The 13,903-nt window shown below is 73.0% G+C and carries 15 protein-coding genes and 1 pseudogene; 7 read left to right on the top strand and 9 right to left on the bottom strand.

Annotation, left to right across the window (positions count from 1 at the left end; all coding sequences use genetic code 11):
* Positions 1-10 precede the first annotated feature (10 nt).
* The 4 genes from ABGB16_RS02325 to ABGB16_RS02310 all read right to left on the bottom strand — a co-directional run bounded on the left by ABGB16_RS02325 (position 11) and on the right by ABGB16_RS02310 (position 4,299).
* Complete coding sequence (locus tag ABGB16_RS02325) at positions 11-985, bottom strand: serine/threonine protein kinase (protein WP_347666273.1); 975 nt, start codon at positions 983-985, stop codon at positions 11-13.
* On the bottom strand, positions 982-1,734 hold the full coding sequence (locus tag ABGB16_RS02320; RefSeq protein ID WP_347666272.1) for an NUDIX domain-containing protein: 753 nt from the start codon (positions 1,732-1,734) through the stop codon (positions 982-984). The genes ABGB16_RS02325 and ABGB16_RS02320 overlap by 4 nt, the downstream gene beginning before the upstream one ends.
* Before the next feature lie 97 nt (positions 1,735-1,831).
* Positions 1,832-2,941, bottom strand: a complete 1,110-nt coding sequence (locus ABGB16_RS02315) for a MaoC/PaaZ C-terminal domain-containing protein (protein WP_347666435.1) — start codon at positions 2,939-2,941, stop codon at positions 1,832-1,834.
* Entirely contained in the window at positions 2,941-4,299 is a 1,359-nt protein-coding gene (locus ABGB16_RS02310) for a 3-oxoacyl-ACP reductase (protein WP_347666271.1), read from the bottom strand. The genes ABGB16_RS02315 and ABGB16_RS02310 overlap by 1 nt, the downstream gene beginning before the upstream one ends.
* A gap of 56 nt (positions 4,300-4,355) precedes the next feature.
* On the opposite strand from ABGB16_RS02310, the gene ABGB16_RS02305 reads away from it, so the two are divergent.
* From ABGB16_RS02305 to ABGB16_RS02295, 3 genes are all read left to right on the top strand, one after another.
* The gene (locus tag ABGB16_RS02305) at positions 4,356-5,648 is read left to right on the top strand and encodes an acetyl-CoA C-acetyltransferase (protein ID WP_347666270.1); all 1,293 of its coding nucleotides are present in this window, start codon (positions 4,356-4,358) and stop codon (positions 5,646-5,648) included.
* Between the two features lie 116 nt (positions 5,649-5,764).
* A complete protein-coding gene (locus tag ABGB16_RS02300; RefSeq protein ID WP_347666269.1) occupies positions 5,765-6,562 on the top strand; it encodes a TNT domain-containing protein in 798 nt (265 codons plus the stop codon).
* Positions 6,563-6,591: 29 nt separating this feature from the next.
* Positions 6,592-6,843 carry a hypothetical protein gene (locus ABGB16_RS02295; RefSeq protein ID WP_347666268.1) on the top strand — a complete coding sequence of 84 codons (252 nt, stop codon included), beginning with the start codon at positions 6,592-6,594 and terminating at the stop codon, positions 6,841-6,843.
* A gap of 135 nt (positions 6,844-6,978) precedes the next feature.
* Here ABGB16_RS02295 and ABGB16_RS02290 read toward each other — a convergent pair whose 3' ends face one another.
* Positions 6,979-7,719, bottom strand: a complete 741-nt coding sequence (locus tag ABGB16_RS02290) for a 3-oxoacyl-ACP reductase family protein (RefSeq protein WP_347666267.1) — start codon at positions 7,717-7,719, stop codon at positions 6,979-6,981.
* Between the two features lie 128 nt (positions 7,720-7,847).
* Here ABGB16_RS02290 and ABGB16_RS02285 point away from each other — a divergent pair, with 128 nt between their 5' ends.
* Positions 7,848-8,411 carry a hypothetical protein gene (locus tag ABGB16_RS02285; protein WP_347666266.1) on the top strand — a complete coding sequence of 188 codons (564 nt, stop codon included), beginning with the start codon at positions 7,848-7,850 and terminating at the stop codon, positions 8,409-8,411.
* An 84-nt stretch (positions 8,412-8,495) separates the two neighbouring features.
* Here ABGB16_RS02285 and ABGB16_RS02280 read toward each other — a convergent pair whose 3' ends face one another.
* Together ABGB16_RS02280 and ABGB16_RS02275 are read right to left on the bottom strand one after the other, a co-directional pair.
* On the bottom strand, positions 8,496-8,912 hold the full coding sequence (locus ABGB16_RS02280) for a hypothetical protein (protein ID WP_347666265.1): 417 nt from the start codon (positions 8,910-8,912) through the stop codon (positions 8,496-8,498).
* Positions 8,909-9,259, bottom strand: a complete 351-nt coding sequence (locus ABGB16_RS02275; protein ID WP_347666264.1) for a hypothetical protein — start codon at positions 9,257-9,259, stop codon at positions 8,909-8,911. Before ABGB16_RS02275 ends, ABGB16_RS02280 begins: the two co-directional genes overlap by 4 nt.
* A gap of 421 nt (positions 9,260-9,680) precedes the next feature.
* On the opposite strand from ABGB16_RS02275, the gene ABGB16_RS02270 reads away from it, so the two are divergent.
* The 3 genes from ABGB16_RS02270 to purB are packed head-to-tail and all read left to right on the top strand — an operon-like array spanning position 9,681 to position 12,451.
* Positions 9,681-10,223 carry a UTRA domain-containing protein gene (locus ABGB16_RS02270; RefSeq protein WP_347666263.1) on the top strand — a complete coding sequence of 181 codons (543 nt, stop codon included), beginning with the start codon at positions 9,681-9,683 and terminating at the stop codon, positions 10,221-10,223.
* Positions 10,224-10,240: 17 nt separating this feature from the next.
* Positions 10,241-10,966 carry a GntR family transcriptional regulator gene (locus ABGB16_RS02265; RefSeq protein ID WP_347666262.1) on the top strand — a complete coding sequence of 242 codons (726 nt, stop codon included), beginning with the start codon at positions 10,241-10,243 and terminating at the stop codon, positions 10,964-10,966.
* Between the two features lie 60 nt (positions 10,967-11,026).
* The gene (purB, locus tag ABGB16_RS02260; RefSeq protein WP_347666261.1) at positions 11,027-12,451 is read left to right on the top strand and encodes an adenylosuccinate lyase; all 1,425 of its coding nucleotides are present in this window, start codon (positions 11,027-11,029) and stop codon (positions 12,449-12,451) included.
* A gap of 105 nt (positions 12,452-12,556) precedes the next feature.
* On the opposite strand, the pseudogene ABGB16_RS02255 reads toward purB, so the two are convergent.
* Together ABGB16_RS02255 and ABGB16_RS02250 are read right to left on the bottom strand one after the other, a co-directional pair.
* Positions 12,557-13,123, bottom strand: a pseudogene (locus tag ABGB16_RS02255) (YbjQ family protein).
* A gap of 63 nt (positions 13,124-13,186) precedes the next feature.
* Positions 13,187-13,876, bottom strand: coding sequence for a DUF1986 domain-containing protein (locus ABGB16_RS02250; protein WP_347666260.1), 690 nt, complete (start codon positions 13,874-13,876; stop codon positions 13,187-13,189).
* Between the last annotated feature and the right edge of the window lie 27 nt (positions 13,877-13,903).

Below are 13,903 nucleotides of genomic sequence, written 5' to 3'. Positions count from 1 at the left end.
GCAGCCTCCTTTAGGGGTTGAGGGTGAAGGGTCGGAAGGTGCGCGGCCCGTACAGCCGCTCCAGCACCTCGTCGAGTTCGCCGAGCAGCCGCCAGGCGTCGTCGGGCCGGGCCGCGAGGGTCGGCTGCGCGCAGCCGTCGGCGAAGGCGCGTAGCTCGCGTGGGGCCCGGTCGGCCATCAGCCACGTCATGCAGCGGGCGGCCATGGCGAGGTCGGTGCCGGGGCCGCAGGGCCGCCGCGCGGCGACCTCCGGCGGGTACCAGTCCTCGTGGCCGGGCACCAGCGCCGGCACGGTGCCCCCGTCGACCGCCGAGAGGCACCAGTCGACGAGCACCACGCCGTGCGCGTCCGGCTCGACCAGGACGTGCCGGGGCAGCACCGCGCCGTGCACCACGCCGGCCCGGTGGGCCAGGCCGAGCGCCACGAGCAGCCGCCGCCACATCCAGGCCGCGTCGCGGGCGTCCAGCCCGTCCGGGTACGCCCGGCGCACCTCGTCGAGGCTGCGCAGGCCGGGGACGCTGGCCAGTACGTTGATCCGCCGCTCGGTGCCGGTCGTCGCGTCCCGGTGCCGGAACGAGTCCACGAGCCGGGGCACGTACGGCAGGTGCCGCGGGTCGCCCCGCTCCTCGATCGTGCGCAGCGCGTGCGCCTCGCGGGCCGTCAGGTCGTTGTCGGCCGGGTCGCGGGGCAGCTTGAGCAGCCGGTCCGCGCCCACGTCGTACAGGTCGGCCAGGTCGCCGGCGTACCGGAGGTCGCCGAGGCGGTAGCCGCCGAGCACGATCGTGCGGCCGGCGCGCCAGCGGGTGGTGACCCGGACGAACGCGTCGGTGGCGTCGGCGCGTACCCGCTCGTCGGCCGCGCCCAGCCGGTCGGGGTGCAGCGCCGCGACCAGCTCGCGGTAGCGGCGGGCCGGCGCGTCGGTGCCGAACAGGTCGGCGTCGGTGCGGGCCGCCGCGACCAGGCGGATCGCCTCGTCGGTCCTCACCGCACCGTCTCCTCGCGGGCGGGGCGCAGCAGCGCCGGGTGCAGCAGCCGGGCGTCACCGGCCCGGTAGAGCTTGGCGCGGGGGCCGCCGCGCGCCCCGCCGCGCTCGGTGCTGGCGCCGGTGCTCTCGACGAAGCCCGGCACGGAGAGCACCTTGCGGTGGAAGTTGCCGGCGTGCAGCGGGTGTCCCCAGACCGTCTCGTAGACCTCCCGCAGCTCGGTGACGGTGAACTCCGGGTCGAGGAAGCGGGTGGCCAGCGGCGTGTACTCCAGCTTGGAGCGGGCCCGCTCCAGCCCGTCGTCGATGATCCGGCCGTGGTCGAAGGCGAGCTGGCGGCTGCTCAGCGCGGTCACCGGCAGCCAGGCCGCCTCGTCGGCGTCGCTGCCGGCGGTCGCGTCGGGTAGGTCGGGGGCGAACGCCAGGTGGGCGACCGAGACGATCCGCATCCGGGGGTCCCGGTCCGGCGCGCCGTAGCTGGCGAGCTGCTCCAGGTGGACGCGGCGCAGCCGCTCGCCGCCGAGCCCGGTCTCCTCGGCCAGCTCGCGGCGGGCGGCGGCGGCCAGGTCCTCGTCGGGGCGGACGAAGCCGCCGGGCAGCGCCCAGTGCCCCGCGTACGGCGGCTCGGCCCGGCGGACGAGCAGCAGGTGCAGCGCGCCCTCGCGGATGGTCAGCGCGACCACGTCCACGGTGACGGCGACGGCCGGGTAGTCCCGGGGGTCGTACGCGGCCAGGAAGTCCTGCTCGTTCACGGCGTCACTCCCACTTCGGCATTACTCTCAATTCGAGAAGAACTCGATGTGAGAACAACTTAGCGCACGAAGGAGTGAACGCCAAGCCCTCCGTGTCTCAGCTCACGACGCCCGCCAGGTGCGGGCGGCCCGCCCGCGCGTCGTGCAACCCGAACTCCCACGTCGTGCCCGCCTGGCGGGCGTTGAACGCCACCGTGGACGGCAGCCGCACCGGCAGCTTGAACGCCACCTCCACCGTGTACGCGTCCGGCAGCCGGCTCTCCAGCGCGGCCAGGCAGCGGGCCTTGCTCCACATTCCGTGCGCGATCGGGCGCGGGAAGCCGAACAGCCGCGCGCCGAGCCGGGACGTGTGGATCGGGTTGTGGTCGCCGGAGACCCGGGCGTAGTCCCTGCCGACCCGGGGGGTCGGCCGCCACAGCGCGGACGCGGCCGGCGCCGGGGGCCGTTCGCCCGGGTCGCGCCGCCCACCGCCGCCCGCCCCGCGCTCCTTCCCGAGGCACGTCGAGACGCTTCGCCAGACCTCCTCGCCGCCGACCGACGCGACCAGCACCACGTCGACCTGCCGGCCCCGGTCGTGCGGGCGCAGGTTCTCCGCGTACGCGCGGAAGCCCAGCGTCTCGCCGGCGTCGATCGGCCGGTGCACCCTGATCCGGTTGGCCAGGTGCACCAGGCCGACCAGCGGCATCGGGAACTCCGGGGCCGCCATGAGGCGCAGCATCAGTGGAAAGCCCATGACGTACGGATACGTCGCCGGCAGCCGGTCGACGAGCCGGAACCCGCAGACCCGGTCGTAGTCGGCCAGGTGGACCCGGTCGACGGTCACCCCGGCGACGGCCAGCTCCACCTCGGGCGGCGCGACGGCGCGACGGCGGCCGGCCCCGGGCAGCGCCCCGAGCACGGCCTGACGGTAGAGCGGGCCAGTGGCCGGCAGCCGGGGCAGCTCCACGACCGTCCGGCCGGCCGGCGCGCCCGCCCCCGCCGCCTCGGCGTCGCGAGCCTGCCGGGTCGCGTCCAGGGCGTAGCTCGACAGGTCCCGGGTCGCGTCCTCGGCGTAGCTGGACAGGTCCTGGGTGCCCGCGGTCGCCAGGTCGTACGGGTCCGGCCGGGCGGCCCGGGCGGCGGCCAGGTCCCGCGCCGAGAGGATCTCGGTCGGCCCCTCGATCAGCTCGTGCACCGACAGCTCGTCGGCGTCCTCTTCCCTGCCCATCACGCCCCCAGCAGACTCTGACCGCACACCCGGACGATGTTGCCGCTGACTGCGGCGCTGGCCGGCCACGCCAGCCAGCCGATGGTCTCGCCGACGTCCACGGGCAGGCCGCCCTGCGCCATGCTGTTCATCCGGCGGCCCGCCTCGCGCAGCATGAGCGGCATGCGGGCGGTCAGCCGGGTCTCGATGAAGCCCGGCGCGACCGCGTTGACGCTGATCCCGCGCTCGCGCAGCACCGGGGCCAGCGACTGCACCAGGCCGATCACGCCGGCCTTGGACGTGGCGTAGTTGGTCTGGCCCCGGTTGCCGGCGATCCCGGCGATCGAGGAGACGGAGACGATCCGCCCGCCGGGCGGGATCAGCCCGCGCTCCAGCAGCAGGTCGTTGATCCGCTCCTGACTGGACAGGTTGACGTCGAGGACGGAGTCCCACCGGTCGGCGTCCATCCGGCCGAGGGTCTTGTCCCGGGTGATGCCGGCGTTGTGCACCACCGCGTCGACCCGGCCGTGCCGGCCCGCCAGGTGGTCGGCGAGCCGCGTCGGGGCGTCCGGGGCGGTCAGGTCGAGCTGCACGGCGGTGCCGGCGATCTCGTTCGCCACGGCGGCCAGCGCGTCTCCGGCGGCGGGGACGTCCAGCGCCACCACCCGGGCGCCGTCGCGGGCGAGCACCCGGGCCAGCGCCGCCCCGATGCCCCGGGCCGCCCCGGTGACCAGGACGACCTGCCCGTCCAGCGGGCGGTTCCAGTCGGCCGGCGGCTCGGCCGCGCCGGCGCCGACGCGGATCACCTGCCCCGAGACGTACGCGGACCGGCCGGACAGCAGGAAGCGCAGCGTGGCCTCCAGGCCGGTCGTCGTGCCGGCGTCGGCGTTCGGGGTGACGTAGACGAGTTGGGCGGTGACGCCCCGGCCGAACTCCTTGCCGATGCTGCGGGTGAGCCCCTCCAAGGCCCGCTGGGCGGTGGCCGCGCGGGGCGTGGCGCACTCCTCGGGCGGGGTGCCGAGCACGATCACCCGGCCGCTGGCCAGCACCGAGCGGGCCTGCGGGTGGAAGAAGTCGTAGAGCTGGCGCAGGCCGGTGGAGTCGGTGATGCCGCTGGCGTCGTACACCAGGGCGGCGTACCGGGAGGTGGCGTCGGTGGCGGCGGCCGGATCGCGCAGCTCGACTCCGGCGAAGGTGAGAATCCTGGTGACCGGCTCCGCGAGCCGGCCGCCGTCGGCCGAGCCGAGCAGCACCGGCCCGGTGACCAGCGGTTCGCCCGGGGTGTGGCGGCGCAGGCGTGGGGGGTCGGGCAGCCCGAGGCGCTTGACCAGCGCGCGGCCGGCCCCCGATCGGACGAAGCTCGCGTACCTGTCGGTCATAGGCGTAGCCTACTGGCCAGTAGGTTGTGGGCAAGTCCTGATTTGGAGGCGGGATCGTGCAGAGCATCCGGCGGGTCGCGGTCATCGGCGGCAACCGCATCCCCTTCGCCCGGTCCAACTCCCGGTACGCCAGCGCGTCCAACGCGGACATGCTCGGCGCGGCGCTGGACGGGCTCGTCGCCCGGTTCGGGCTGGCCGGGCAGCGGGTCGGCGAGGTGGTCGCCGGCGCGGTGCTCAAGCACTCCCGGGACTTCAACCTGACCCGCGAGGTGGTGCTCGGCTCGAAGCTCGACCCGCACACCCCGGCGTACGACATCCAGCAGGCGTGCGGCACGGGACTGGAGGCGGCGATCCTGGTCGCCAACAAGATCGCCCTCGGTCAGCTCGACGTGGGCATCGCCGGCGGCGTCGACACCACCTCCGACGCGCCGCTGGCGATCAACGAGGACATGCGCCGCGCCCTGCTCCGGATCAACTCCGCGCGCACCCTCGCGGGGCGGCTGAAGGCGGCGGCGAAGCTGCGCCCGTCGCAGCCGTTCCGGCCGGAGATCCCGCGCAACGCCGAACCGCGTACCGGGCTGTCCATGGGCGAGCACGCCGCCCGCACCGCGCTGCGCTGGAACGTCGACCGGCAGAGCCAGGACGAGTTGGCGCTGCGCTCCCACCAGCGGCTCGCCGCCGCGTACGAGCGGGGCTTCTTCGACGACCTGGTGACCCCGTACCTGGGGCTGACCCGCGACCAGAACCTGCGTCCGGACACCAGCCTGGAGAAGCTGGGCTCACTGAGGCCGGTCTTCGGCCGCAAGGGGCCGGACGCCGACCGCGCCACCATGACCGCCGGCAACTCATCGCCGCTGACCGACGGGGCGTCCACCGTGCTGCTCGCCTCCGAGGAGTGGGCGGCCGAGCACAACCTCCCCGTGCTGGCCTTCCTCACCTGGTGCGAGACGGCGGCCGTCGACTTCGTGCACGGCGACGAGGGCCTGCTGATGGCCCCCGCGTACGCGGTGCCCCGGATGCTGGCCCGGGCCGGGCTGACGCTCCAGGACTTCGACTTCTACGAGATCCACGAGGCGTTCGCCGCGCAGGTGCTGGCGACGCTGGCCGCCTGGGAGTCGCCGGAGTTCTGCAAGGACCGGCTCGGCCTGGACGCCCCGCTCGGCGCGATCGACCGGGACCGGATCAACGTGAACGGCTCGTCGCTGGCGGCCGGGCACCCGTTCGCGGCCACCGGCGGCCGGATCGTCGCGACCCTGGCCAAGCTGCTGGCCGAGAAGGGCGGTGGGCGGGGGCTGATCTCCATCTGCGCGGCCGGCGGCCAGGGCGTGACGGCGATCCTGGAGCGCTGAGGCCCTGGCGCAACCGGACCGTTCCCCTGTTCCGGCGGCAAATCGGATAAGCGCTCACATTAACCCCGGAATGCCCCGAGGATGAGGACGATTCGTCTCTCTTCGGGAGGTTCCTCGTGAAACTGCAACGTTGGCTGCTGGCGGCGCTCTCCGGCGCGGCCCTGGTCCTGGCGCCCGCCGCCGTTCCCGGCGCGCCGACCGTCACCGGCCAAGCCGCCGCGCTCGCCGCCGACCGCTCCGGCCAGCCCGGCGGCGGGCGCGGTGGCGGGCTGCTCGAGCCGACCGCCACCCGGCCTCCGGGCGGCGGGACGTCGGACCAGACGGCGAACGGCCTCTGCCGGCCCGGCACCCCGCCGAACGCGCCGCCGACCACCTCGTTCCTGAGCAGCAACCCGCTGCTCGGCCCGGCGGTGCTGCCCACCGCGTCGCCGGTCGGGCCGTTGCTCGCCGGCTACCAGCGCTTCGGCGCGCTCAGCGAGGCGCAGTTCAGCCAGCAGTACATGAACGGCACCCAGACCGCCTACGTCTTCCCGCCCGCCGGCGGCTTCGTCATCGCCCCGGACGGCCGGCCCGTCGCGCAGGCCCAGACGCTGCTCGCCGGCTACCGCCTCGACCGCTTCGGCTTCCCCGGCGGTGCGTTCCTCTCCCCGCTCGGCACGCCGTTCAGCTCCCGGGCGCTGCCCCCGCAGAGCCTGAACACCCCGGAGAACGCCCCGCTGGCCAACTACCACGTGTACTGCGTGCTCCAGCCGTTCACGGTCGACTCCGGCCCGATCGCGCCGTGGTTCGCCCAGCCCGGGCAGGGCACCCAGTTCCGCCTCAACCCCGCGTACCTGCCGCAGGCCGGCAGCAGCCTGACCGTCACCTGGCTGCTGCAGAACGGGTACCTGGTCGAGGAGAACCTGCTGCAGTAGGTGAGTCGGAGTCGAACGGGAGGTCGGGTGTGGACCGGTACGAGGTGCGCGGGGCGCTGCTGGCGGCGGGGCTGTCGCCGGACGCCTTCGAGATCGAGGACGTCCACGAGCACGTGCCGGTCCCACCCGACTTCTGGTTCCTGCGCCACTCGCCGGGCGGGCGCTGGGAGATCGGCCTGTACGAGCGCGGCGTGCACGACGTCCGCCAGGTCTTCGACTCCGAGGAGGCCGCCGCCGACGGACTCTGGACCGCCCTGACCGGCCGCCCGGCCCCGTCCTGACCTGGCAGCCGGGCGTTCACTGGCCGTTCGTTCCGCGCACCCGCGTCGCACGCGTTGATGATCATGAGGTTGGCGGGGCGAAATGTCCGATCCGCCGCCGCCAAACCCATGATCGTCGAGGGGTGGGCGGGTGAGTCAGGCGGTGGAGCCGCCGTCCACGGCGATCGACGCGCCGGTGATGTGCCGGCCGTCCTCGCCCGCCAGGTGGCTGACCGTCGCCGCCACGTCCTCCGGCCTGCCGTACCGGCCGAGCGCGATGTGCGCCCGCTGCGCGTCCGCGAACGCGCCGTCCGCCGGGTTCATGTCGGTGTCGGTGGAGCCGGGGAGGATCACGTTGACCGTGATGCCGCGCGGGCCGAGCTCGCGGGCGAGCGCCTTGGTCAGGCCGTTGACCGCGGTCTTGGTCATGGCGTAGACGCTCACCCCGGGGTCCGTGACGCGGCTGGCGTAGCTGCTGCCGATGTTGACGATCCGTCCGCCGTCGCGCAGGTGGCGTACCGCCGCCTGGGTCGCCACGAACACCGCGCGCACGTGCACGGCGATGGCCTGGTCGAGGTCGTCCAGGCTGACCTGCTCGATCGGCCCGGCCGAGAACACCCCGGCGCTGTTGACCAGGATGTCCAGGCGCCCCAGCTCGGCGGCGGCCTGGTCGACCGCCCCGACCAGCGCCGTCGCGTCGGTGCTGTCGGCCCGGATCGCCAGGCCGGTGCGCCCGTACGACTCGACGTCGGCGACGACGGCCTTCGCCTCGTCCTCCGCCGCGCGGTAGGTGAACGCCACGTGCGCCCCGTCCTTGGCCAGGCGGCGTACGACGGCGGCGCCGATACCGCGGCTCCCACCGGTCACCAGGGCAACCTTGCCGGTAAGTCTGGACACTCTTCCCCATTCCCGTCGGTCGGTCGACTCAGCAAAATGATCACCCTATCCATCGGGTTGCCGACCGTCTCTACCGTGGACGCACCCCGTCCGGACGCACCGGCGGCGGCACTCGTGAGGGAGTCGGAATGCCCCGTCAAGCCCTGCTCCGTACCACCGTCGTCGCCCTGGTCGCCGTGCTGGCGGTCAGCGGCTGCGCGTCCAGCGGCAGCGGCAAGAAAAACAGGAAGTCCGGCGCGAAGACGTCGGCGGCCAAGGGCTCCGGCTACGCCGGCAGCGGTACGACCGGCTCCGGCTCGACGGGTGCCGGGAGCGGCAGCAGCGGCGGGCAGTCCGGTACGACCTCGACGACGAGCACCCCGAAGCCGGCCGGCCCGACCATCGAGTACTTCCGGGTCGCGCGGAAGCCCTCCTGCCCGGCCGGGACCAGCGCCAACCCCGTCGCCGGGACCCCGGTCGTGCTGGAGTGGAGGTCCCGCCACGTCGACTCGGTCGCCCTCTCCGTCGACGGCCCGGGCGTGTACGGCGACAACTACCCGGCCGCCGGCAGCGAGACCCTGAACTTCCCCTGCTCGGGCTCGGAGGGCGACGTGCAGAAGCACACGTACCTGCTGACCGTGCGCAACGCGTACGGCAAGCGGACGAAGACGCTCGTGGTGAGCGCGACCGTGCACGACGTGCCGCAGGTGTGACCGGGCGGGGGCCGGGCCGCCACGTCGCCGACATGGCGGCTTTCTCGCCGGGCGGATGCCGCCATGTCGGCGACATGGAGTGGATCAATGTAGCCAGCCGAGGCGGGCGTACTCGACGAGGAGCCGGCGGCGGCGGTCCGCGCATGGCCAGGGCTCGCCGCAGCCGGCGCAGTCCCAACTCAGCCGTACCGGAACATGTGCCTTTCCGTCGGTGATGGGTCGCGGGGCGGGGCCGCCTGCCGGGCCGGTTGGTTCGGTGGAAGGGGCCGTGGGCCGCACGCGCACGGCGTCGAGCCGCACCAGCACCCGTCGCTGCCGCGGGCCGTCGGCTCCACCCAGTTCGACGCCGCGCAGGTTCAGCCAGATGCCGTCGCTGTGCCGCTCGCGGCGGCCCACCTCGATCACCCGCAGCGTCAACGCGCCCAAGCCGTAGCAGTAGTGCAACTCGGGGGCTTCCACGATGTCCCCCACCCCGATCGGGGTCGAGCGTCGTCCCGTCATGAGGTGACCTGGGCAGTGCGGGGACGTGGCCCCGGGACAGGCAGCCGACTCAGCCAGACGAAGGTCAGCAGGGGCGCCGGCTTGGGCATCGCCCGACGGTGCGGCCTCAGCCAGGCCCGCAACCCGACGGGCTTGGGCTTCGGCTGGTCGGCCGGCAGCACCGGTCGACCCAGTTCGACCAGCCGGTTGGCCGCCGCGTTCGCCGGCCGGCACGGCCCGGGATCCAGGCAGACCCCGCAGAGGCCGGTCTCCTGATCGGGTACATGGGTGGCCAGCATTTCGTGGGCCGCTTCCGCCTCCGCCTCATCACGCTTACGGAGCCGGCTTTTCGATTGGTAGACGCTCATCTCTCACTCCTGTCGTGAGGGGCGGGCGTACGGCGGCGCGCCACAAGCCGCGGGAACGCAGCCGTGGACGGTCGCTGCCGGACGACGGGCCGTACGCCCGCCCCATCTCGGTCGGCGTCGCGCCGTCGGATCGGCGCGATGCCGGGCCGGCCGGGAGCCGTTGCGATCGGGCCGCGCCACGTCCCCGCCCAGGTGGGTAGCGCTGCCGGGTGGTAGACAGGAGGGGAGTCGTCCCCGGGGGCGCGGTCCGTTGCGATTGCTCCCTTTCGACTCGTGCAGGGGCCGGGAGTGGGAGAGGCCGCCAAACCGACCCACCCCGGTCCACTTCTTCGCGACAACCTTACTGCCATTCGAGTAAGGCAGCAAGGGTGAGACTGTGTTGTAGTGGGATCCTTGGCGGGCCGCCGGACAGGAGCCGATCGTGAACGGACCAGAGTGGGTCAGCGTCTCGATGCCGTACGTCGTTGCGCGTTCACCGCACGACCGGGACGCCTGGAGCGAAGAGGCGGCCCAGCACGGCGGGGTCGGCACCCAACGCCTGTTGGAGGTCGGTGAGGTCGCGGCCCCAGAGATGGTGGCCGAGGCACTGCGAATCGCGCCGGGCGCTCAGGTGGTGGTCCGTCGACGACTCATGCTGTTGGACGACCGGCCGGTGGAGTTGACGGACTCGTACTATCCGACATCCATCGCCCAGGGGACGGCGCTCGGCGAGCATCGCAAGATCCGCGGCGGTGCGATCGGCTTGCTCGCCGAGTTGGGCTATCGTCCCGCTCAGGTGAGAGAGGACGTCTACACCCGAGTGCCCGACACTGCGGAACGGAGTGCGCTCAACCTGACCGAGCGGGACTGGGTGCTTGGCCTGACGCGCCTGCTCAGCACGGACGAGGGCGTGCCGATCGAGGTGAGCGTCATGACCATGGTGCCGCACGGTCGACACCTGCGATACCAGTTGTCCGTCGACTAGCGAACGGGGGAACGGACTTGGCCAGCGGAAGCGACGGTCGGCCTCGTCACGAGCAGATCGCCGCCGACATCCGGGCCCGGATCATGGCGGGCGACCTGCCTCCCGGTTCCCAACTACCGTCCATCCCCACACTGGTGACGCAGTACGCCGCCGCTACCGCAACCGTGCAACGTGCGCTGGCGACGCTGAAGGCGGAGGGAGCCGTCTACAGCGAGGTCGGCCGGGGCGTGTACGTACGGGACAGGAAGCCGCTCGTGGTCGAAGCCGTCGCCTACCTCCCGCCCACGCCCGGCCGGTACGCCTACCAACTGCTCGATGTCGCCGAGGTCGTGCCGCCTGCCGAGGTCGCACTCGGACTCGGCCTTGCCGACGGGGAGTCCGCTGTCCTGCGGCACCGGCTCCTGCTGTTCGACGGCGAGCCGGTCGAGTTGTCTTGGTCGTACTACCCGAGCGCGATCGCCCGTGGGACCGAGCTGGCCGAGCGCAAGAAGATCGGGGGCGGAGCCGGGAGGGTGCTGGCAGAGCTCGGCCACCCGCAGCGGGAACTGTTGGACCGTGTTTCGGCGCGGATGCCCACCACGGACGAGATCGAGGCCCTGGGCCTACCCCCGTACGTTCCGGTCATGCGGCAGGTCCGGGTGATCCGATCTTCGGACGGCCGACCGGTCGAGGTGTCGATCCTCGTCAAGGGCAGCCACCTGCACGAGTTGCGCTACCACCAGCCCATTCAGGGTGACCGCTGAGAGCGGGCAGGCCAAGGGCTGGCTGAGGCCGTGACCGGCGCGTACGGGAGAATGAGCTGCGTGACGACGATCCCGAACGTGCTCGCCCACCGCTACGCCTCGCCCGAACTGGCCGCCCTCTGGTCGCCCGAGGAGAAGGTACGGATGGAGCGGCGGCTCTGGCTCGCCGTCCTCCGCGCCCAGCGGGACCTGGGCGTCGCGGTGCCCGACGGCGTGGTCGAGGCGTACGAGCGGGTGCTCGACGACGTCGACCTGGCCTCGATCGCCGAGCGCGAGCGGGTCACCCGGCACGACGTGAAGGCGCGGATCGAGGAGTTCAGCGCGCTCGCCGGGCACGAGCACGTGCACAAGGGGATGACCTCCCGCGACCTCACCGAGAACGTCGAGCAGCTCCAGGTGCGCCGGTCGCTGGAGCTGATCCGGGACCGGGTCGTCGCCGCGCTCGCCCGGTTGGCCTGGCTCGCCCAGGAGCACTCGGGCCTGGTGATGACGGGTCGCTCGCACAACGTCGCCGCGCAGGCCACGACGCTGGGCAAGCGCTTCGCCTCCGCCGCCGAGGAACTGCTGATCGCGTACGAGCGGTTGCAGGACCTGATCGACTGGTACCCGCTGCGCGGGATCAAGGGTCCGGTGGGCACGGCGGCCGACCAGCTCGACCTGTTCGACGGCGACGCAGGCAGGGTCGCCGAGCTGGAGCGGCGGGTCGCCGAGCACCTCGGCTTCCGCCGGGTGCTGGACAGCGTCGGCCAGGTCTACCCGCGCTCGATCGACCTGGCGGTACTCGCCGCGCTGGCCCAGGTCGCCGCCGCGCCGTCGTCGCTGGCCACCACGATCCGGCTGATGGTCGGCCAGGAGCTGGTCACCGAGGGGTTCAAGCCAGGCCAGGTGGGCTCCAGCGCGATGCCGCACAAGATGAACACCCGGTCCAGCGAGCGGGTGAACGGGTTCGCGGTGATCATCCGGGGCTACCTGTCGATGGTCGGCGAGTTGGCCGGGGACCAGTGGAACGAGGGGGACGTCTCCTGCTCGGTGGTCCGCCGGGTGGCCCTGCCGGACGCGTTCTTCGCCGCCGACGGGCTGTTCCAGACGTTCCTCACGGTGCTGGACGAGTTCGGGGCGTACCCGGCGGTGATCAACCGGGAGCTGGAGCGCTTCCTGCCCTTCCTCGCCACCACGAAGATCCTGGTCGCGGCCGTGCGTCGGGGCGTCGGCCGGGAGGTCGCGCACGAGGCGATCAAGGAGCACGCGGTCGCGGTGGCGCTGGACATGCGCGAGCGGGGCGCCGCCGAGAACGACCTCTTCGACCGCCTCGCCGCCGACCCCCGGCTCGGCCTCACCAGGGACGAGATCGACGGCCTGGTCGCCGACCGGGCCGCGTTCGTCGGCGCGGCCGCGGCCCAGGTCGACGCGGTGACGAAGCGCATCGCCGACGTGGTCACGAGCCACCCGGACGCGGCGGCGTACTCCCCACCCCCCATCCTCTGACCGCCCACCCGCCCCCCGGCCCCGGTGATCATGGAGTTGACGGTGATGTGGATCTCGAAAACTGCCGCCAACTCCATGATCAACAGGATCGGTGGGCCCGGAGCGTCAGGGCTTGCGGGTGGGGGTCTCCGCGGCGGAGCTCAGGTTCGGGGCGCTCGCCGGTTCCGCGATGCCGCCGGGGGACTCCGTGAACGCCGGCTCCTGGGCGGTGTCCGCCGCGATGAGTGGCTGGTCCGGAGGCATGACGTCGGGCACCTTGGGCGCCACGATGACCGCCGTGCCGTAGGCGCAGATCTCCATCCACATCTCGCCGCAGTCGCGGCTGTCGAAGCGCATCCCCACCACGGCGTTCGCGCCGAGGCGGCGGGCCTCCTCGCCGAGCCGGGCCACCGAGTCCGTACGCCAGCGGGTGAGGTTGTCCGGCGCCATCGGATCGTACGCGCCGCCGCGAAGGTTCTTCACCCCCTCGCGGTACGGGTTGCGGGTCCTGGCCATCGAGGACACCACTTCGCCGAGAATCTGGCGGATCTCGTAGCCGGGCAGTTGATCCGTCGTCACGACCAGCACGTTTCCGATGCTGTCGCACCGGCGGGCGACGGTTCGTCAGCCGTCGCCAGCTGAACGGATGCTGAGAAACGGGTCGGCGCGGACGGCCGGCGCTTCGCCGACCATCCGCGCCGTACGCGGCGTCAACCCGCCCACATCACCCAGACGGGGGTCCGGAGGGCTGGACCGTCAGACACCGGCCACCGAGGTGATCCAGGCCCGGTTGTACGCGACGCTGCCGTAGTTCTGGATGCTCACGCCGTCGGCGGTCGAGGCGACGCCGACCTGGCGCCCGTTGTAGAACTGCGGTCCGCCCGAGTCGCCGCTCCAGGCGTTGCCGGTGATCCGGCTGCTCCGGATGGCCTGGCCGCCGTACGCGTCGGTGGCGCTGTTGCTGGTCACCTGGACGGTGGCGGTCTTGAGCTGGCTGGACGCGGAGCAGCCGCTGTAGCAGGTCCTGCCCCAGCCGTAGATCGAGTTGGTGGAGCCGATCGGCGGGTTGCTGCTGGCCAGCGAGACGACGGAGGTGGTCACCGGGCTGGAGAGCCGCATCAACGCGAGGTCGTAGCGGGTGTAGGTGGCGCTGACGGTACGGGTGGTGCCGCCCGAGGCGTAGTAGACGCTGCCGACCCGGACGGACATGCTGCCGTTGAGGCAGTGCCGGGCGGTGAGCACCCACGACGAGGCGATCACGCTGCCGGAGCAGGTGAACGAGCCGTTGCTGAAGACGGCGGCGGCCCAGGGCGCGGACGAGACGTAGCTGCCGCCGATGATGTACGGGCTGACGGGTTCGGCGGGGGCGGCGACGGCGCCGCTGGCGGCGCCCAGCACGCCGACGAACGCGGTGCCGAGCACGGCGAGCAGGGAACGGATACGCATGGGACGTACTCCTTGCCTCACGGACCC

The sequence above is a fragment of the Micromonospora sp. B11E3 genome (genome assembly GCF_039871625.1).
In the GTDB taxonomy this organism is placed as follows: Bacteria; Actinomycetota; Actinomycetes; order Mycobacteriales; family Micromonosporaceae; genus Micromonospora.
The sequence above is the reverse complement of the archived record's forward strand: the minus strand, read 5'-3'. Positions and strand labels throughout refer to the sequence as shown.